Here is a 19,395-nt window from a genome sequence, read left to right as displayed (position 1 = left end):
GTGCGAGTACCGAACACGCCGAAGCGCTTATTTACCATCATCCACGGGTGGCCGATCATACCTTATTTTAACGGTTAATTCTGAATGATATTCATGCGAAATGATGTAGGGATGGTTAATGAAACAACGCTAACAAAACCGTAAAGACAACTGACATGATTTGAAATAAGACGAATTAATCAGTAAACACGAGAACTTAGCTACGTAGCGCTAACTCAACAATGACGGGCGCATGGTCAGTACTGTAGGCGTCGCGTTCATATTCAGGTCTGACTAAGTGTCTATCGCAGGTCTGATAATCTACGACTTGCGCTAAACTGCGGCCATGGCTCGCATCAAACTCACTCGAAAGCAAAATATAATCCAGCACTGAACCTTTAGGGCCATAGTAATGGGTCGCCGCTCTGTGTTCCCTATGGTAAGCGGTATTGCCAGTCAAACTGTCCCTCAAGTTCGCTTCAATAAATAACTCATAGGCATCCTTAAGTTGATACTGAGCAAACACCGCCGCTAACGCCGCATCAGATAAATGCCCAAGGCCAGCGGCTTTAATGTCATTACTGTGAATGCTCTCACCCTGTATCGTTAACGCATCTAAGGCGCCCATTGTCAGACTGTCATTAAAGTCCCCCATCACGATAACGGGATGTTTAGATTCTTGCCTGCGTACCAATATGCCATTGAATAATAACGCAGCTTCCGCGCCGCGCTGCATGGTGGATGCCCAGCGGCCTAAGGCTTGCTCTGTGAGTAGTTGGGTTTCTGAATGCAGTTTCATGCTCGCTGCGGGAGCCAAGTTATCTAACCCAAGTGGCTGATGTTCGAGAGGTTGATGTTCAAGGGACTGATGTTCAAATAGCTTAGGCTCGAGCGCTAATCCGGCACGTTTTGACTTAAAGTGCACCACATAATAGTCACACTTGCCGATGTGTGGCACTTCAACGGTTGCGCGCAGCACCTTACGGCTAAAGGCAAATTCACTCGATAATCCCATGGCAGCCACTAAACGCGCATCAGGTTCGACACTGCTAATTTCCACTATGGGATAACGGGAGGCAAGCGCGACCACAGGGCTACGATAAATGTAATCACTGATAAGAGTTGGCTCATCAACGACCGCAAAATACCCTAGACCTTGCTCGCTGGCGATTCGTTTGAGCGGTTCAGGGCTAAACACTTCTTGAAATCCCACAATATCGAGCTGGCGATGTACGAGAAACTCACTCAACCACTGACACTTTTTCTGCCATTGCCCATGGCTATAGATATTTTCAAAATCATAGTAAGCCAAAGGCGGCTCAATAAAGTTAAACAGATTGATACTGGCGATCTTGATATTCGCGGTGCACTTATGATCGATAGGTGCAGCCATTGATTCCAACTCATCGATATTGTGTGCCACAGCTTAATCCCCCCAAATCTGAATACAGCAAACTCTCTTAATCTGACTTAATCTGACTTAATCTGACTTAATCTGAGTGAGCACAATGACTCACCGCAGGCACGACAAGGGTATACCCGAAGTGCACTAATGCCAAATCCCCATTATGGATAAAGTGCTAACTCATCTCTGGCGACTCAAACACAGCTTACTGAGATAAGTCATACCGTTAAAAACCACAATTCAATATCACAGTTAAATCCGACAACAAAAATCAACCGCCACCAGCCAAAAAACAAACAATCACATAACAATGAATGGTGCGCAAAACCACCAGCACTCCCAACAAAATCACGCAAACCCAAGAATGATCATAAAATTAACTTTTCCTTAAAGTGTAAATTCAAACAAAAACATATGTAATAACATGTGCGGTTGACTTTACATTTCAGTCCCTTAGAATGTGGCGACTTTAATCATTGCGGAGACCCACTGTGGGCACACACATAAGCGACAGTAGATGCCCTGTCCAAAAGACAGGATTTAACGCCTAGCACTAGCCCGCAATATTTGCTGCTACCTGCTAAGCAGGGTAGTAGTGTGAACCATTCTTCACTCAGCCTCCCCCAAAATATCAATCACAGACAATAAGCCTGAGCCTATGGCTGCGCTTTAGCAATTCCAGCATTTTGCTGGGGTTCAGTTATGTGTATTTATTGTATCTCAAAGCAAGTTTTTTGCCTCAGTGGACTTCGTTTTCCCTATGGATTTACATCTATGGGTTTACATCTGAGGAGCCTAAATATGGCTTACATAAACAACACATCAATTTTGCGATCTTTATCCTGCGCAAGTATCAGCTTGTACTACAGCATGAGTGCGGCGGCATCCCATCTCGAAGTGGATGATCCTGCCCTCGCAGAGCACTGTGAATTAGAAATGGGCTGGCAACAACCTAGGTCGGATCATGCTCGTCCACAATTAAACGCGGCCACGACTTGCAGCCGCAATCAATGGGAATGGCATTTAGGATTAGCGTCCAATGCCAATGACGATATTCGTGGGGATCAAGCAGAAGTCGGCATTAAGCTACCGCTCAACTTAAACTCCCACTCAGATCCAGAGCAGCAACAGGATGATTGGCACAGCGCACTGGTAATCAACTTGCAGAAAAACCTCGATGCCAGTAACGAATTAGCCACCGAAGTCTTCGGCATTTTTGGCAAAACCTTAGGCGATTCTGATGTCAGTCTCTATGCCAATTTAGGTTTTACCCATGAGTTTAATCAATCAACCCAATTGCTTGTGGGTATCGCGGCGGCGTATGAACTCAGTAGTCACCATCGCGTGATAGCCGAGATTTATCAAAAAGAATTGAGCGAGACTGCCTATCAATTCGCCTATCAACACACACCACAACAACAGCTACAGCTCGAATTGAGCTTAGGCAATGCCCTTCGTGGCAACGCGCTGCAACTTGGCGCAGACATCACCTTTTACTTTGGTCACTAGATCGTTGAGAGAATGAACTATGAACATGAATAACAGCACAAACAACACTAAAAAAATCATCCATAACCTGCAAATGATTATCGAGCAACGCAGTGCCAGCGCCATGGCTGAATTAGCCGAAAAACGCCACCCTGCCGATATTGCAGCCGTATTTAACGTCTTTAATCAAGCTCAACAAGTCCTATTATTGCAACTGGCCTCACCTAAGGTTTGCGCCAATTTGTTTCGCTATCTGACCGATGAATTGCAAGCCAGCTTAGTACAGCAATTAGATAAAACTACGCTATCTGCGCTGCTGGTTCACATGGCAGCAGATGAACGTGCCGATCTCTATAATCTGCTCGATGAAACCCAGCAAGCGGCGATTTTACCTGCGCTAGCATTGGCCAAACGGGAAGATATGCGCACCCTCGCCGCCTATGATAAAGCTAAAGTCGGCGCGGTCATGACTTCGGATTACACCTTGCTCAATAGCCGCCATACTGCGGCAGAAGCCATTGATACCCTACGCACTGAGGCCGCTGATAAGGAAACCATTTATCAAACCTATGTGGTGGACATGTTAGGTCGCTTGATTGGTACTGTGTCTTTAAGGCAGTTATTGCTGGCGCAACCGCACGAGCGAGTGGTCGACTTTATGAAACCCGACCCCGTCGCGCTCGATGCCAATGCCTTTCGCGAAGAAGCGGTGCAGATGATCGCCCATTACGACTTAATGGCGCTGCCAGTAGTCAATGGCAAAGGCCAGCTCGTCGGTATCGTCACCTATGATGATGCTATGGATATCGCCAGCTCACAGGCGGATCTTGAGTTCACAAAAACTGCGGCCATCGGCAATATTGACCATAACCTTAAGACCGCCAGCATAGGCTTACTCTACCGCAAGCGCGTGGTTTGGCTGGTGATTTTGGTCTTTGGTAATATCTTCTCAGGGGCCGGTATCGCCTTCTTCGAAGACACGATTGCCAGTTATGTATCCTTAGTCTTCTTCCTACCTCTGCTGATCGATAGCGGCGGCAATGCGGGATCACAATCGGCGACCTTAATGGTACGCGGCCTAGCCACAGGGGAAGTGGTTCTCAAGGATTGGTTATCTATGCTAGGGCGCGAGTTATTTGTCGCCGGATTATTAGGAGCCAGCATGGCAGCGGCAGTGTCCTTGCTAGGATTTTGGCGCGGCGGACCTGAAATCGCGCTAGTTGTGGCACTCACAATGCAAATTGTGGTGATTATTGGCAGCTTGATTGGTATGTCATTACCCTTCTTGCTGAGCAAGTTAAAGATGGACCCTGCGGCCGCTAGTGCGCCACTCATCACCTCCATCGCCGATATCATAGGTGTGCTCGTGTATTTCAGCATAGCCACTGTGGTGCTCGACTTACCTATGCCATAAACCTAAGACCTCAAAGTGAACCAAGCTAAGTTAACCTTAGCGTGGTTCACTTATCATTCGATAGTGCTAACCCATTTATGACAAAGCATAAAAGCTTCAATAACCTTAAAAAAATTAAGAATAAAGCTTAAAGATCAGTTAATATTTCCATACCTGAATCGTTTTACTTTTTATTAACATTGCAGTATTTACCGCTGAGCCCAGTCACAGTAAGTCGATAAGCAATAGTGATAGTCCTAGCGACTTGAGAGGTTTTATATGTGGTTTAATTCCCAGCTCAAAGCTGAAAACCAGGCGCTTAAAGAGCGACTCATCCAACTAGAACGCCAACACCAAAATGAAATAGATGAACTGCGTGGCATGATCCGTGAAAATGAGACCATGCAGCAACAGTCTCGCCAAAATGCAGACCACTACACTGAAGTGATCGCCTGCCAAAACCTAGGCGGAGATATGCTTAATGCCGTGCGCGAAGGCTTAGCCAGCAGTGCCGAATTGCTCTCAGCAGAACAAGAATCACTGTCTGAACTCAATCACGTTTTTGATCAAACCCGTGTGGCCATTGCCAATTTAGGCACTAGAGCGACTTATATTAATGATCAAGCATCAAACAGCATGAAAGCTGTCACAGAACTCGATGCTACGACCTCTTCAATCAATCAATTTGTCGCGGCTATTCAAGGAATTTCAGAACAAACAAACTTGCTGGCATTGAACGCCGCCATTGAAGCCGCCCGTGCAGGCGAAGCAGGACGGGGGTTTGCCGTGGTGGCCGATGAAGTGCGCCAGCTTGCAAGCAAAGCACATGAAGCCAGTAGCCATATTGAAAAGCTCGTGAAACAAATCGTCGCGCAAGCGGCTGAGATTAAAGAAATTGTTCATAACAATCAAAGCAGTGCCGTTGATGTAGCCACCTCCTCAACCCAAATTGGTCAAGTCGTTGAAGATGTCCTGCAACGCTCAAAACAAATGCAGCACGTTATCCATAACGCAGCCACTGCGTCATTCTTGAATACCACTAAGCTCGACCACGCAGTCTGGAAAAGTAGCGTTTATCAATTAATTGAAAAACCACAGCATAACCACAATGTGAACTCACACACTGAGTGCCGCCTAGGGCAATGGTATTTCAAAGGATTTGGTGCCGAGAATTATCAGCATTTAAGTAATTTCAAAGCATTAGATGCACCACATAAAGCGGTACACGAGGCAGGAAAAGCGGCGCTCAATGCGAGACAAAAAGGTAATTTGCCTGAGATGGTCAAACAACTGCACTCAATGGAAGACGCCAGTATGCGTGTTGTACATTGCATTGATAACCTTATGCGAGATGTATATCGAGCGTGATATATAAGCACAGAAAGATAAGCTATCACCCATAAATAAGCCTACCTAAGAGCGCCATACAAGCGCTCTTTTTTTATCGTTCAAAACGGTATAGTAAATTTAATCTTAGAAAATGAACCCCTAGCTATACTTGATTTAAGCACAGCCTTCATCTTTAATCGTTTCAAGAGCAAGCAGTGAGACTCAATTATAACATTCTAATTTTTAGGGTTATTAATGAAATTAGTCACAAGTTTATTGTTATCACTCACCCTTAGCAGCGCAGTTTCTCTTCGCGCGCAGCCGCTCAACATCTATACCGAAGAATGGTCACCAATCAGCTTTTCTGTCGATGGCAAACCCGATGGTTTAGCTGTACAGGTAGTACAAGAAATTCAAAAGCGCATAAACAACCCAGATCCAATCAAGGTCGTACCTTGGGCTCGCGGCTGGAAAATGCTGACCGAGCAACCAAATACTGTGTTGTTTACTATGACGCGCACAGCAGAAAGGGAGCAAATGTTTACTATGATTGGGCCTGTTGCTGTCGGCACGACTAATTTTTATGCCTTAAAAAATAGCGGTATAAAAATAACCACTATAAATGATGCAAAGACGGCTAAGGCAATTGGTGTCTATCGTGCCTCGGTGGAAGAACGCCTATTGCTCGAACTGGGATTTACGAATGTTGCGGCCTCATCCGAGCCCTTATTGAGTGCCAAACAATTAATGAAGCAACGTGTCGATCTTTGGTGTAATGCCAATCTCACCGCGCCGAGTATTCTGTCGGATGCGGGCGCGAGCATTGATGATGTAGAGTCGCTCTTCACGATTAGTGCTAATCATCTTTACATTGCCTTCTCACAAGGCACGCCCAATGATGTGATCGAACAGTGGAAAAGCAGCCTAGAAGCGATAAAAGCAGATGGCACCTTCGCAACGATTTACCGTACTTGGCTCCCCAACGATGCGCCGCCCATGCAAACCGAACGTATCGGGTTTAGCAACTAAACCCATTGCTCTAAATTCTACGTGCTAAGTGCTAAGTGCTGAATGCTGAGAGCTAAACTCTATTGCTCTTTTAAAAGCGCTTAAAAAGGACACTCACAAACCCAGTCGATACGCTCACCCGTGATAGGATGATTAAACGCTAAGCGGGTCGCATGCAGCATTAATCTGCTGCTCATCGTATTAGTGATATCAGCTTCATCTGCATCAGCCTTATCAGTCACGCACTCACCCACGCCGCCGTAGAGATCGCACCCCAGTATTGAGTGACCCAATTGCTGACTGTGGATCCGCAGTTGATGGGTTCGGCCAGAAACAGGGATAAATTCGACCCGCGTGGCGAAAGGTTCGGTTAATCGTTCCAGCACCTGATATTCACTGATCGCAACTTTGCCTGTGCTATGGCAGATCTTCTGCAGTGGGAAATGCTCAACATCTTTAGCGATCGGCAGATTAATCACCCCGCTGTCAGCGGCTAAATGCCCGTGCAGCAAGGCGGTATAACACTTTTCAACCGTGCGCGCCTGAAACTGTTTTGTCAGCAAACCATTCACGCTTTTATTCAGCGCCACCAGCATGATACCGGAAGTGCCAAAATCGAGCCTGTGCAGCAAAGTGGCCGTCGGAAAATCCTGCACTAAACGATAATGCACCGAGTCGAGATTCAGCGGATTCTTTCCCGACAAACTCAATAATCCGCTCGGCTTATCAATCAGTAGAATATCGCTATCTTGATAGAGCACGCGTATTTGCCCGAGGCAAGGCGGCGCAATAAAAGTATCGACTTTGGCAAGGCTATCGGCTGGCGCTGACATAATTTTCTCAGGCAACATAAGTAGAAGATAAAATGAACGAAGCGCTCAAAATTGACGAAATAATAAGGCCGCATAACCTAAGTTATGCGGCCCTCTAATTAACAACATTAACGCTATAGCTTATTTAGCCAGTACGCGCAGATGCAGTTCTTGTACTGACGTCACGTTAGTACGGTCATCGGCGGCATGGGCCATACAAGTGGCGAATGCAGCATTCATGGTCGTCGTGTAGTTAACTTTGTAACGCAGTGCACCGCGGCGCAATTGACGAGAATCTTCAATCGCTTGGCGACCTTCGGTAGTGTTCACGATATAAGTGTATTCACCATTCTTGATGCGATCGAGAATGTGTGGACGTCCTTCGTGTACCTTGTTCACTAAACGTGGGTTGATACCCGCTTCGCCTAGGATAACCGCAGTACCATGAGTCGCATCGATTTGGTAACCGAGCTCAATTAACTTAGCCGCTAAATCGGCAACGCGTTTCTTATCGCTGTTACGCACAGACAATAATGCACGACCCGACTTAGGCACCTCAGAAGTCGCACCTAACTGCGCCTTAGCATAGGCTTCGGCGAACGTATCGCCCACGCCCATGACTTCACCGGTAGAGCGCATTTCAGGGCCTAACAGTGGGTCAACACCTGGGAACTTATTAAAGGGCAACACCACTTCTTTCACTGAGTAGAAAGGTGGGATCACTTCTTTAGTGAAGTTTTGCGACGTTAAGCTTTGGCCCGCCATCACACGCGCGGCGATCTTAGCTAAAGGCACACCGGTCGCTTTGGACACGAATGGCACAGTACGGGCAGCACGTGGGTTAACTTCAATCATATAGATTTCGTTATCTTTCACGGCGAACTGTACGTTCATCAGGCCGACAACACCGAGTTCCATCGCCAACTTGCCGACTTGAACGCGCATACGATCTTGGATTTCTTGGCTTAGCGTGTATGGCGGCAGCGAACAACCTGAGTCACCTGAGTGAACACCCGCTTGTTCGATATGCTCCATAATCGCGCCAATCACCACGATTTCACCGTCACATACTGCGTCGATATCCACTTCAATCGCATCATCTAAGAAGCGATCGAGCAGTACTGGCGACGCGTTCGATACGCTCACGGCTTCGTTGAAGTAACGCAGCAAATCTTGCTTGTCGTAAACGATTTCCATCGCGCGGCCGCCCAGTACATAGGATGGGCGCACAACTAGCGGATAACCGATACGCTCAGCGGCAATCACAGCACCTTCAACCGTAGTCACGGTATCATTTTCAGGCTGCTTCATCTCTAAGCGTTGAATAGCTTGCTGGAAACGCTCACGGTCTTCGGCGCGGTCGATGGCATCTGGGCTAGTACCAATTACAGGTACGCCAGCGGCTTCTAAGGCACGGGCCAATTTCAATGGCGTTTGACCACCGTACTGCACGATAACGCCCTTTGGCTTCTCGATACGGACGATTTCTAATACGTCTTCCAGTGTGACGGGTTCGAAGTACAGACGGTCTGAAGTGTCGTAGTCGGTTGAAACGGTTTCAGGGTTACAGTTCACCATGATGGTTTCATAGCCGTCTTCACGTAGCGCTAACGCCGCGTGCACACAGCAATAATCGAACTCAATACCTTGACCGATACGGTTTGGCCCGCCACCTAACACCATGATTTTGTCACGGGTCGATGGGTTAGCTTCACATTCTTCTTCATACGTTGAGTACATGTAAGCCGTGTCTGTTGCAAACTCAGCCGCACAGGTATCCACACGCTTATAGACTGGGTGCAGGTCGAACTTATCACGCAGCTTACGCACTTCGGCTTCGTTCACGCCTAATACATCGGCCAAACGCGCATCGGCAAAACCTTTACGTTTCAGCTTACGCAGTAAGTCGATATCCAGACCCGCCAGACCCGCTTCAGCGACAACACCTTCGAGCTGAACCAGCTCTTCGATTTGCACGAGGAACCAAGGGTCGATATTGGTCAGTTTAAAGATTTCATCTAAGCTCAGCCCCGCACGCATCGCATCGGCTATGTACCAAATACGGTCGCAACCAGGCTCTTTCAGCTCGTGGCGAATACGCGACATCGCCTCAGGTTTAGACATATCTGTAACAGGATCTAGACCGTTACGGCTAACCTCTAAACCACGTAATGCTTTTTGCAGCGACTCTTGGAAAGTACGGCCAATCGCCATCACTTCACCCACAGACTTCATCTGTGTGGTTAAGCGGTCATTCGCGCCGGCAAACTTTTCAAAGTTAAAGCGTGGCACTTTAGTCACAACGTAATCGATAGCAGGTTCGAATGACGCTGGCGTGCGACCGCCAGTGATGTCGTTCATCAGCTCATCAAGAGTGAAACCAACTGCTAACTTAGCAGCGATTTTCGCAATCGGGAAACCCGTTGCTTTTGATGCTAATGCTGAAGAGCGCGATACACGTGGGTTCATCTCGATGATAACCATACGGCCATCTTTCGGGTTGATACCAAACTGTACGTTCGAACCGCCGGTCTCAACACCAATCTCACGCAGTACGGCCATAGAGGCGTTACGCATGATTTGGTATTCTTTATCAGTCAGGGTTTGCGCGGGTGCAACTGTAATAGAGTCGCCCGTGTGCACGCCCATAGGATCGAAGTTTTCGATGGCGCAGACGATAATGCAGTTATCGTTGCGATCGCGGACCACTTCCATCTCGTATTCTTTCCAACCGATCAGTGATTCGTCGATCAGCAGTTCACTCGTTGGCGATAACTCTAAGCCCTGTGAACAGATCTCTTCGAACTCTTCCCTGTTGTAAGCGATACCGCCACCCGAGCCACCCATAGTAAAGGATGGGCGGATAATACAAGGGAAACCCACTTGATCAAGTACGCCATAAGCTTCGTCCATATTGTGGGCAATGCCCGCGCGTGGACAATCAAGACCAATACTTTTCATCGCTTTATCAAAGCGGCTACGGTCTTCAGCTTTATCGATAGCATCGGCAGTCGCGCCAATCATCTCGACGTTAAATTCTTTCAGTACGCCTTTGGCTTCAAGTTCTAATGCGCAGTTCAGTGCGGTTTGGCCGCCCATGGTTGGCAGAATCGCATCTGGGCGTTCTTTAGCAATAATGTTACGGACCACTTCCCAGTGAATCGGCTCGATATAAGTGGCATCGGCCATTTCTGGATCAGTCATAATGGTGGCAGGGTTAGAGTTCACCAGAATGACACGGTAGCCTTCTTCACGCAGCGCTTTACACGCTTGTGCGCCAGAATAGTCAAATTCACATGCCTGACCAATCACGATTGGGCCGGCGCCTAGGATAAGAATACTCTTTATATCTGTACGTTTTGGCATTGCTTCTCTCTTCTCCTAGCTAGCGTACTACTTGGCGTTCTGACGGTATATGTCGATTAGCTCGATAAAGTGATCGAACAGCGGGGCGGCATCGTTCGGGCCAGGGCTCGCTTCAGGGTGACCTTGGAAGCTGAACGCGGGCTTGTCCGTGAGATGGATACCTTGGAGTGAACCATCAAACAGCGACTTATGCGTCACCTTAATGTTGGCGGGTAAGGTCGTTTCATCGGCAGCAAAACCGTGGTTTTGGCTGGTGATCATCACGTTACCTTTCTCGATATTGCTCACTGGGTGGTTTGCACCGTGGTGACCAAACTTCATCTTCAAGGTTTTTGCACCTGAGGCCAGCGCGAGTAGCTGATGACCTAAACAGATACCGAAAATCGGCGTGTCGGTTTTCAGAATGTGTTGAATCGCTTCAATCGCGTAATCGCATGGCTCTGGATCGCCAGGGCCGTTCGAAAGGAATACACCATCGGGATTCATCGCTAACACTTCGGCAGCTGAAGTTTTAGCAGGCACTACGGTGACGTCACAACCGCGGTCCACTAACATGCGCAGAATGTTTTGCTTAACGCCGTAGTCGTAGGCTACTACTTTGTATTTAAGCTCATTTGCTGGCGTATCTTCTGGTAAGCCGCCCACTAAACGCCAGCTACCTTTACGCCATGGATAGGCAGTTTTGGTCGTGACTTCTTTAGCGAGATCCATGCCTTTTAAACCGGGGAAAGCTTTGGCAGCGGCGAGCGCTTTTGCTTCGTCTAAGTCTGCACCTGCCATAATACAACCGGCTTGAGCACCTTTTTCACGGAGAATACGAGTTAACTTGCGGGTATCGATATCTGCTATGCCAACGACATTGTTCGCTTTGAGATAATCACTTAAGCTTTGTTGATTACGGAAACTACTTGCGATGAGCGGAAGATCACGAATGATAAGACCACAAGCGTGAACCCCATCGGATTCAATATCTTCATCATTGGTACCAGTGTTGCCTATGTGTGGGTAGGTTAATGTTACAATCTGGCGTGAGTAGGATGGATCAGTTAAAATTTCTTGGTATCCTGTCATGGAAGTGTTAAAAACAACTTCACCAACAGAGAGACCATCGGCACCAATTGCTGTGCCAGAGAATACAGTTCCATCTTCGAGTACGAGTAAGGCAGACTTTGTCAACGCGACCTCCATAAAGAGCCAAGCCACTGAAATATAATGTTTTTATGTTATGTTAAGATACCAATTTCCGCTAATTTACGAAATTTTGACAAATTCCAGCGAGTTTACAGTAAAAACGCGAAACCGTCCACCCACTGGTAACTGGGTGCAAAAAAAAACGCCATATCGGCGTTTTTAATATTAATGCAAACCTAAAACCTGCTGCATATCATACAAGCCCGGCTTTTGCTCCACGAGCCAGTGAGCAGCACGCATAGCACCATTAGCAAAGGTCATACGACTCGAAGCTTTATGGGTGATCTCTAAACGCTCACCGATATCGGCAAACATGGCCGTATGTTCACCAACGAGATCACCAGCACGAATAGTCGCAAAACCGATAGTTTCACGGTCACGTTCACCCGTGATCCCTTCACGGCCATATACGGCACATTTTTCAAGATCGCGACCTAAGGTCTTAGCAATCACTTCACCCATTTTCAGGGCTGTACCCGACGGCGCATCTTTTTTGTGTCTGTGGTGGCCTTCGATAATTTCGATATCCGTGTAATCACCCATGACTTCGGCAGCCAGTTCGAGTAATTTCCACATCAAATTGACACCCACAGACATATTCGGCGCCATCACGACCGGCGTTTGCTCGGCAAAGGCATTGATCTGTTCTTTTTGAGCATGATTGAAACCGGTTGTGCCAATCACCATGGCTTTCTTATGGCGAACACACCAATCTAAATGGACAATACTGGCGTCTGGCGCGGTAAAATCGATCAACACATCAAAATCATCGGTCGCATAATCGAGCGAATCCATGATCATGACGTTTAATTTACCCACACCAGCTAACTCACCCGCATCCACACCCACTAAACTTGAGCCTGCACGCTCAATGGCGGCACCCAGTAAAATATGGTCGTGATTGTAGGCCGCTTCAATAAGAGTGCGTCCCATACGACCACCGGCACCGACGATTGCCACTCTCACTTGTCCACTCATTTCAATCTCCTCAATCTTTCTTTGTATTCCATAAGAAAACGCCTAAGACAGGCTTAGGCGTTTTTTCAATATTAGATGATATCTAATAATTCAACTTCGAATACCAAAGTTGAATAAGGAGGAATCGATGCCCCCGCGCCGCGCTCACCGTAAGCTAAGTGATGTGGCACAAATAATTTCAACTTAGTGCCTACTGGCATCAGTTGCAGTGCTTCAGTCCAGCCAGCGATAACACCAGAAACTGGGAACTCAGCAGGTTGGCCACGAACTACAGAGCTGTCAAACACATCACCATTGATGAAAGAACCATGGTAGTGAGTACGAACAGTATCTTCGTAAGTTGGAGTAGCACCGTCACCTTGGACTAATACTTCGAACTGCAGACCAGAGTCAGTCACAGTCACGCCATCACGCTTAGCATTTTCAGCTAAGAAAGCATCGCCTTCAGCAGACGCAGCAGCAGCAGCTTGCTCTTGAGCAGCTTGAATACGACCGCTAATTTCAGTGAAAGCAACTTGCAGATCTTGCATAGACACAGCACTTTCTAAACCGGCAAACGCATCGGCTAAACCCGCTTGAACGGCTGGAATATCCACGCCATCAAAAGAATTGGCGGCCAGTTGCTCACCCATTTGACGGCCTACACCGTAGCTTGCTTGCTGTTCAACAGTACTGAATTTATCAGACATAATTAACGACTCTCAATTATCAGTGGAATTTTGCGCGCCAGTTTACCATAGTTCAGCGAGCTATGCTGATAAACTGACTGCTTATTTAACTAAGGAGGCTTTTTTACACACTTATTGCGTATTTATCCAAAAGCATAAATAGGTTAAGGAGACATATCTCTGCGCAAACGACAGCGAACACTCACCAAACGGGCACTTTGATCTTAAATAGACTTCAGCTTATTTCGGCGCCACACATTGATTCTTCACCTGCGCTTTAGCACTGGCATAAAGTGGCTGCATCTGTGCTTGCAATTGTTGTAGCTGAGCGATGCGATTACTGTTCGATGGATGGGTCGATAATAACTCCGGCCCTTGGCTACCGCCCACCTTCGACATATTCTGCCATAACTCAACACTCTGAGCCGGATTGAAACCCGCTCGAGCCATTAACTCTACGCCCATGATATCGGCTTCGCTCTCTTGGGCACGGCCAAAAGGTAAGATCACCCCCACCTGAGCACCGAGTCCCAATGCCGACATATATAAGTCGCGATTCGACACACCACTCGCCCCTAGCGCCGCATCGGCAATCTGCATTCCAACGCCCGTTAACTGGCCACGGGAAACCTGCTCATTACCGTGCTGCGCCAACACATGCGCGACTTCGTGACCGAGCACAGTAGCAAGCTGATCTGGCCCCTTAGCGACCTTAAGCAATCCGGTATAAACCCCAATATGCCCACCCGGCAGAGCAAAAGCGTTAACTTGTTCAGAGTCAAACAAAACCACATCCCAGCGCTGGGTTTGGTCCGGCAGCACTGCGGTAATACGATTAGCGACACAATTGACGTATTGTGTCAGCTTTTTATCACTACTCACTTTTTGCTGTTTTTTCATTTCCTCGAAGGAGGAATCGCCCATCTGCTGCATTTGCGCCGCTGAATACAACAAGGTCTGCCCTCGCCCTGTTGGCGATTGCGTGGTCGCACAGGCCGATAATCCGAGCGCGACCGCCATCCCCACTAAGCCTAAACGCATTGATTTCATGTGGCACTCCTTAAATCCCATGACGGGCGTGAAGATCTTTGAGCCAACACGGGCTCAACTAATGGAAAGATTTTACTGAGATAGACAAGATAAGCCAAATAGAGAAACACTGGCGGCGCGCGTTAGCGATACTTTGCACCTAAAGTGAATTAATACTCCTCCTTTAACAAGGCATAGACGAACTCATCGCCCCACGCGCCTTTAAAGAAGATGTTTTTCACATAATGGGCCTCGCGCCTAAAGCGGAGTTTTTCGAGTAAGCGACAGCAGGCAAGATTTTGTGCATCGGTGATAGCAATAACTCTATGCTTATGCAATTCAATAAAGAGGTAATCCAGCAATGCGCTGACGGCCTCAAAAGCAACATGTTTACCTTGATGCTCAGGCGCAATCGTAAAGCCAATTTCCACCTGCAGCTCATCAATAAAGTGCAGCGCCAGATCGCCAACTAATTGGGTCGGTGTTGCTCCCGATGCGACAGTGACAATTGCAAGCTGAAACCAAGTATCAACCGCACCAAATTGTGCATAATCCATCTTCTCGAACAACGCGAGTGCATCGCTATAGCTGTAATCCGTCCAGCTTTGATATTTGGCGACCTTAGGGTCGGCTCGATAGCAGGTAAAAGCCTCAAGATCCGCTCGCTGGAATGGCCTAAGTACAAAGTGCTCGGTCGTTAAACCGTTATTCACCACTTTATGAAGTGTTTTGCTTAACGCCAATGTCGATCCCATGACTTAGTTCCTTAATGTAAATAAGTCACTAAGTTACACCCAGAGCGAAAGTGATAACAGCGGCCAATGCGCTTTATTCTGTTATCAGTTTAGTGATTGAGGCACGCCAAGCTTGAACGCTATGAATAGCTTCAAGCTCAGCGCTTACCTTTAAACTCTTTAGCGCTGTGCTTATTGATGCTACGGCGATTCGCCTGTTTATCCCGTGGTGGTCGCTTACGCTCAACTTTGATCTCAGTGGCGTCATCAGTGATTTTTTCACTCGGCTTATCCGTTACCGGAAAGTCAGCCAATAATGCCAGCGGTAACTCCCGCGCAGTTAAACTGCGGATCGCCGTTAAAGTTGCCATTTCACCGTGGCACACGAGGGAAATCGCCAGCCCTTTTTCGCCAGCGCGCGCGGTGCGGCCAATGCGGTGCACGTACACAGGCGCACTCATGGGCAAATCCAAATTGATGACGACAGGCAAGGCATCAACATGAATGCCGCGCGCCATCAAATCTGTCGCCACTAATACTTGGATACGATTGGCTTTAAAGTCGGCCAAGGTTTGGCTGCGAACGGTTTGCTCTTTTTCACCGTGCAGCGCGGCAACTTTCATCCCCGCTTTAGCGAGCCGTTTAGCGACGGCATCGGCATCATCGCGGGCGCTGATAAACACCAACACCTGCGGCCATTGATACTGTTTTAACAGCGCAATCAATGCCTGTGCTTTGCTGCCCTTGTTGACTAAATAGAGCTGCTCTTCGATTTCACCAGCCACTGAATTCACCTTGTGAGCTTCGACCCGTAGCGGCTTATTCACCAGTAGCTTGCCCGCCAATGTATCCAAAGCCTCGGGCAAGGTGGCAGAAAACAACGAGGTTTGCTTAAGCTTAGGCATAAACGCCATCAGCTTTTGCACATCGGGCCAAAACCCCATTTCCAACAGACGGTCAGCCTCATCCAGCACAAGATGTTTTATCGAATCGAGGCTGACGTGGGACTGTTTACATAAATCCAGTAAACGCCCAGAGGTTGCCACTAATACCTGCGGCTTGGCTGCAAGTTCGGCTAATTGGTCTTCCAGCGCGACCCCACCACACAGAAGCTGAATGTTCAACGAAGTCGATAACTGACTCGCCACTGTTTGCAGCGACTCAGTCACTTGCAGCGCTAATTCCCGTGTAGGCACCAGCACTAACGCCAGTGCATTTGGACGCTGTACAGACTTAGCGCCCTGCAACTGTGTTTGCTGTTGCAACAAAATTTGTTGTAGGAGTGGCAAACCAAAGGCTAAGGTTTTTCCGCTACCGGTTTGTGCTAAGGCTAACAAATCCCGTCCTGCAAGAATGGCCGGAATCGTGAGTTGCTGCACCTTTGTCGGATGTTTAAGACTTGCAGGCAAGGCCTTAAGTAACGCCGAATTTAAGCCAAGCTCAGCAAAAGTTAACGACTCAGGGTAAGAAGAAAGCTCGGGAAAGGTCATCACAGCACCGGATCAAAACATGGGAGCGAAAGTTTACTGAGAGTTGCCTTTGAATACCAATGTTGTTTCGGCTTTTACGCAAGCCTTGGCACAGTTCGCAACGGTACTGCTTGCAACGATACAGTTACGGCATTTGCCTTACGCCGCTAAGAAAGCCTAAGTTTTAAACTTCGTTTGAATTTCTAAACCGAATATCAAATCAAAATCGACATCAAGGTCGTGGGCTTCACCCCCTGATGTTAAATCAAGAGTCGACCAAGAGGGGCTCAACTGTAATCCCCTCTTGGATCTCCCTTGCGGACAAGGTCCATGTCTAACGGCCAGTTCGCAGGAATAGGTGAATTCCTGTCGCTTCGGTGTTCGTGGTGTATCTTAAAAGTGACTCTAGCCGCATCTTTCTTATGTGCGCAAAGTTAACGCAGGTGATGGAATGGTAGATTTTAATCCCACAGCTTTCGTGAGCGCTTATGGTAGAATCCCGCCCAATCAGCTTTATGAATGTGCAACACAACTCATTTGTTTAACTGAACGTAGTGGAACACTACCGTGATTAACTAAATGAGGAGAACAGATTATGAGTAAGTTAAATGCCGAAGAACGTAAAGCCCGCGATAACGCCCGTTTTTCACAACGTGTCGATGAACGCCGCACAAAAGGTGAAGACGTCGTCGCCTACGTGCTAGGCAACAAGCTCGCGTTTAAGTTTCTAACTAAACCAGAGAGACACGAATTTAAACAAAGAGAAGCCGCACTTGAAGAAGAAGCCAAGCTTAAAAAGCAGCAAGCGTTTCAGCTTAAAACCGAGCAAGAGTTAGAGAAAGCCGAAGCCGCATTTACTGATACAGAAGAGTAACCTCTCAAAAGAGCCATTGATCATCATTGATGGCTCACGCATACCCCATTTCCAAACTTCGTTTGGATTTTTAAATCCAAATCAACGTCGTGGGACTTCTCCCTGATTTTTTATTAAGAAATCGACCAAGGAGGACTGCTCATTATATCTTTCTTGGATCTCACTTGCCAAACAACGTTCATGTCTAACAGACATGTTCGCCATTGTATTGTGAATTACTGATTCAGATCAATAATGTTCAATAACACCGTTGCATCTCATGTCTTTAAATCCATTCCTTTGCTACATTCTGTTGTAAAGCGTTAAGTCGCTGTCTCATTATTTTTAGGAGGAAGTGTGGTGAGATTATTTTTGTTACTCATTGTATTAAGTCAATTACCAATATCCTCTGCCTATGGAAAAGAGCTGAAATTTGCTGTTGTGCCTAAATTTTATAGTGTTTTTTTTGATCAAAGCAAAAATGGCTGTATAGATGCAGCGGCTCAAATAGAAGGCGTAGAATGTATATATCGAGGACCTGAAATTAGCAGTGTTAGATTGCAAGATCAGGTAATCAATCAACTGATTGATGAAGGTATAGATGGTATCGCTGTCGCTGTTACACAATCTAAATACCTCGTTGAAAATAGTCTAAAAAGAGCTAAAAATGCAGGAATTCCGATTATTACCTATGACTCTGATTTTGACGCTTCTATCAAAGAAGAACCTGAGAATTTACGCTTCGCTTATATAGGCACTGACAATTTTGAACTAGGTAAATCATTGGGTGAACAGTTAAAAAAACTACGGCCAAATGGGGGAACTCTGATAATGCATTCTGGGCGGCCAGATTCTCCCAATCTAAATTTAAGACTTATGGGTGTACGCTCCGCCTTATCAGGGAAAAAATACGATACTCCTCCAGGGGAATTACTTAATGGCGACTTTGGCTGGACAGAAATTAGAGAACCTTTTTTTAACTTTGATCAACTTAGTCAAGCCGTTAAACAAATGGAGTCCGTAATGAAAGGTAAGCCTGTGAAGGCAGACTCTTTTATCGCCGTTGGTGGTTGGGCGCAAAATAATGATGCGCTCTATCGTGAAATGATGGCTCCATACCAAGAAAAAATTAATAACAAGGAGATCGTCATTATTATTACCGATACATCTCCAGAGCAGTTAATGATGCTGAAAGATGGTCTTGCTCATGTCAATGTGGGTCAAAATCCATATGAAATGGGAAGACAGGCAATTTTGACGCTTTATAAAATTGTCACAAAACAAAAGTATGAGAAAGCAATCTACACACCTGTTACGTTTTGTACTCCTCAAAACGTTGACACCTGTGACAAGCGTACCGGAATGTGACGCAAAAATGATGGATTAGGCCAGTACACATCTCAAAGGAGCCATTGATCATAATTGATGGCTCACGCATACCCAATTTCCAAACTTCGTTTGGATTTTTAAATCAAAATCTACATCAAAGTCGTCAGGCTTCACCCCACACGCGACCAAAAGGGGAAAAGCGCTTGTTCCCCTTTTGGAAATACCCCGGCGAACAACGTCCATGTCTAACTGCCAGTTCGCCATCCCAGGCTCTCGTTCGAAACGCTGCTACGCAGCACTCACCCTAGCGAAGTTACATGCATTAATTACCTGTCTCATACTCCAATAAAAATTGCCTAACGGC

At 47.0% G+C, this 19,395-nt stretch carries 15 protein-coding genes; 6 read left to right on the top strand and 9 right to left on the bottom strand.

The window, feature by feature from the left end:
• Nucleotides 1–196 precede the first annotated feature (196 nt).
• Entirely contained in the window at nt 197–1,402 is a 1,206-nt protein-coding gene (locus tag L5L98_RS08460; protein ID WP_263140024.1) for an endonuclease/exonuclease/phosphatase family protein, read from the bottom strand.
• Between the two features lie 783 nt (nt 1,403–2,185).
• On the opposite strand from L5L98_RS08460, the gene L5L98_RS08455 reads away from it, so the two are divergent.
• The 4 genes from L5L98_RS08455 (at nt 2,186) to L5L98_RS08440 (ending at nt 6,623) form a co-directional block, all read left to right on the top strand.
• A complete protein-coding gene (locus L5L98_RS08455) occupies nt 2,186–2,893 on the top strand; it encodes a hypothetical protein (RefSeq protein WP_263140022.1) in 708 nt (235 codons plus the stop codon).
• 19 nt (nt 2,894–2,912) lie between these two features.
• The gene (gene mgtE, locus L5L98_RS08450) at nt 2,913–4,286 is read left to right on the top strand and encodes a magnesium transporter (RefSeq protein ID WP_105251666.1); all 1,374 of its coding nucleotides are present in this window, start codon (nt 2,913–2,915) and stop codon (nt 4,284–4,286) included.
• A 258-nt stretch (nt 4,287–4,544) separates the two neighbouring features.
• Nucleotides 4,545–5,633, top strand: coding sequence for a methyl-accepting chemotaxis protein (locus tag L5L98_RS08445; RefSeq protein WP_263140021.1), 1,089 nt, complete (start codon nt 4,545–4,547; stop codon nt 5,631–5,633).
• 216 nt (nt 5,634–5,849) lie between these two features.
• Nucleotides 5,850–6,623 carry a substrate-binding periplasmic protein gene (locus L5L98_RS08440; protein ID WP_263140019.1) on the top strand — a complete coding sequence of 258 codons (774 nt, stop codon included), beginning with the start codon at nt 5,850–5,852 and terminating at the stop codon, nt 6,621–6,623.
• A gap of 80 nt (nt 6,624–6,703) precedes the next feature.
• Here the strand turns inward: L5L98_RS08440 and L5L98_RS08435 are convergent, their stop codons facing one another.
• The 8 genes from L5L98_RS08435 to L5L98_RS08400 all read right to left on the bottom strand — a co-directional run bounded on the left by L5L98_RS08435 (nt 6,704) and on the right by L5L98_RS08400 (nt 16,870).
• Nucleotides 6,704–7,435 (bottom strand): RluA family pseudouridine synthase, encoded by a 732-nt coding sequence (locus tag L5L98_RS08435; protein WP_198571776.1) that lies wholly within the window; start codon nt 7,433–7,435, stop codon nt 6,704–6,706.
• 120 nt (nt 7,436–7,555) lie between these two features.
• Nucleotides 7,556–10,780 (bottom strand): carbamoyl-phosphate synthase large subunit, encoded by a 3,225-nt coding sequence (gene carB, locus L5L98_RS08430; protein WP_105251663.1) that lies wholly within the window; start codon nt 10,778–10,780, stop codon nt 7,556–7,558.
• 27 nt (nt 10,781–10,807) lie between these two features.
• Entirely contained in the window at nt 10,808–11,968 is a 1,161-nt protein-coding gene (gene carA, locus L5L98_RS08425) for a glutamine-hydrolyzing carbamoyl-phosphate synthase small subunit (protein WP_263140018.1), read from the bottom strand.
• Between the two features lie 168 nt (nt 11,969–12,136).
• Nucleotides 12,137–12,949 carry a 4-hydroxy-tetrahydrodipicolinate reductase gene (gene dapB / locus L5L98_RS08420; protein ID WP_105251661.1) on the bottom strand — a complete coding sequence of 271 codons (813 nt, stop codon included), beginning with the start codon at nt 12,947–12,949 and terminating at the stop codon, nt 12,137–12,139.
• 71 nt (nt 12,950–13,020) lie between these two features.
• Nucleotides 13,021–13,638: an FKBP-type peptidyl-prolyl cis-trans isomerase gene (locus L5L98_RS08415; RefSeq protein WP_006083907.1), complete on the bottom strand. Its 618-nt coding sequence runs from the start codon at nt 13,636–13,638 to the stop codon at nt 13,021–13,023.
• A gap of 219 nt (nt 13,639–13,857) precedes the next feature.
• A complete protein-coding gene (locus L5L98_RS08410; protein WP_028759303.1) occupies nt 13,858–14,667 on the bottom strand; it encodes a M48 family metallopeptidase in 810 nt (269 codons plus the stop codon).
• 149 nt (nt 14,668–14,816) lie between these two features.
• Nucleotides 14,817–15,401 (bottom strand): GNAT family N-acetyltransferase, encoded by a 585-nt coding sequence (locus L5L98_RS08405; protein ID WP_263140013.1) that lies wholly within the window; start codon nt 15,399–15,401, stop codon nt 14,817–14,819.
• Between the two features lie 137 nt (nt 15,402–15,538).
• The gene (locus tag L5L98_RS08400; RefSeq protein ID WP_263140010.1) at nt 15,539–16,870 is read right to left on the bottom strand and encodes a DEAD/DEAH box helicase; all 1,332 of its coding nucleotides are present in this window, start codon (nt 16,868–16,870) and stop codon (nt 15,539–15,541) included.
• A gap of 574 nt (nt 16,871–17,444) precedes the next feature.
• On the opposite strand from L5L98_RS08400, the gene L5L98_RS08395 reads away from it, so the two are divergent.
• Together L5L98_RS08395 and L5L98_RS08390 are read left to right on the top strand one after the other, a co-directional pair.
• Complete coding sequence (locus tag L5L98_RS08395; RefSeq protein ID WP_173243176.1) at nt 17,445–17,723, top strand: DNA polymerase III subunit epsilon; 279 nt, start codon at nt 17,445–17,447, stop codon at nt 17,721–17,723.
• 336 nt (nt 17,724–18,059) lie between these two features.
• On the top strand, nt 18,060–19,070 hold the full coding sequence (locus L5L98_RS08390; protein ID WP_263140006.1) for a sugar-binding protein: 1,011 nt from the start codon (nt 18,060–18,062) through the stop codon (nt 19,068–19,070).
• Nucleotides 19,071–19,395 lie beyond the last annotated feature (325 nt).

It is taken from the genome of Shewanella sp. SM23, assembly GCF_025654295.1.
Classification (GTDB): domain Bacteria; phylum Pseudomonadota; class Gammaproteobacteria; order Enterobacterales; family Shewanellaceae; genus Shewanella; species Shewanella oncorhynchi.
Note: the sequence above shows the minus strand (reverse complement) of the source record. Positions and strands in the feature narration are given on the sequence as shown.

Bases quoted from the DNA above. Each gene is read 5' to 3' on its own strand.
- L5L98_RS08455 (WP_263140022.1), top strand. From the start codon at position 2,186: ATGGCTTACATAAACAACACATCAATTTTGCGATCTTTATCCTGCGCA.
- mgtE (WP_105251666.1), top strand. From the start codon at position 2,913: ATGAACATGAATAACAGCACAAACAACACTAAAAAAATCATCCATAAC.
- L5L98_RS08445 (WP_263140021.1), top strand. From the start codon at position 4,545: ATGTGGTTTAATTCCCAGCTCAAAGCTGAAAACCAGGCGCTTAAAGAG.
- L5L98_RS08440 (WP_263140019.1), top strand. From the start codon at position 5,850: ATGAAATTAGTCACAAGTTTATTGTTATCACTCACCCTTAGCAGCGCA.
- L5L98_RS08435 (WP_198571776.1), bottom strand. From the start codon at position 7,435: ATGTCAGCGCCAGCCGATAGCCTTGCCAAAGTCGATACTTTTATTGCG.
- carB (WP_105251663.1), bottom strand. From the start codon at position 10,780: ATGCCAAAACGTACAGATATAAAGAGTATTCTTATCCTAGGCGCCGGC.
- carA (WP_263140018.1), bottom strand. From the start codon at position 11,968: ATGGAGGTCGCGTTGACAAAGTCTGCCTTACTCGTACTCGAAGATGGA.
- dapB (WP_105251661.1), bottom strand. From the start codon at position 12,949: ATGAGTGGACAAGTGAGAGTGGCAATCGTCGGTGCCGGTGGTCGTATG.
- L5L98_RS08415 (WP_006083907.1), bottom strand. From the start codon at position 13,638: ATGTCTGATAAATTCAGTACTGTTGAACAGCAAGCAAGCTACGGTGTA.
- L5L98_RS08410 (WP_028759303.1), bottom strand. From the start codon at position 14,667: ATGAAATCAATGCGTTTAGGCTTAGTGGGGATGGCGGTCGCGCTCGGA.
- L5L98_RS08405 (WP_263140013.1), bottom strand. From the start codon at position 15,401: ATGGGATCGACATTGGCGTTAAGCAAAACACTTCATAAAGTGGTGAAT.
- L5L98_RS08400 (WP_263140010.1), bottom strand. From the start codon at position 16,870: ATGACCTTTCCCGAGCTTTCTTCTTACCCTGAGTCGTTAACTTTTGCT.
- L5L98_RS08395 (WP_173243176.1), top strand. From the start codon at position 17,445: ATGAGTAAGTTAAATGCCGAAGAACGTAAAGCCCGCGATAACGCCCGT.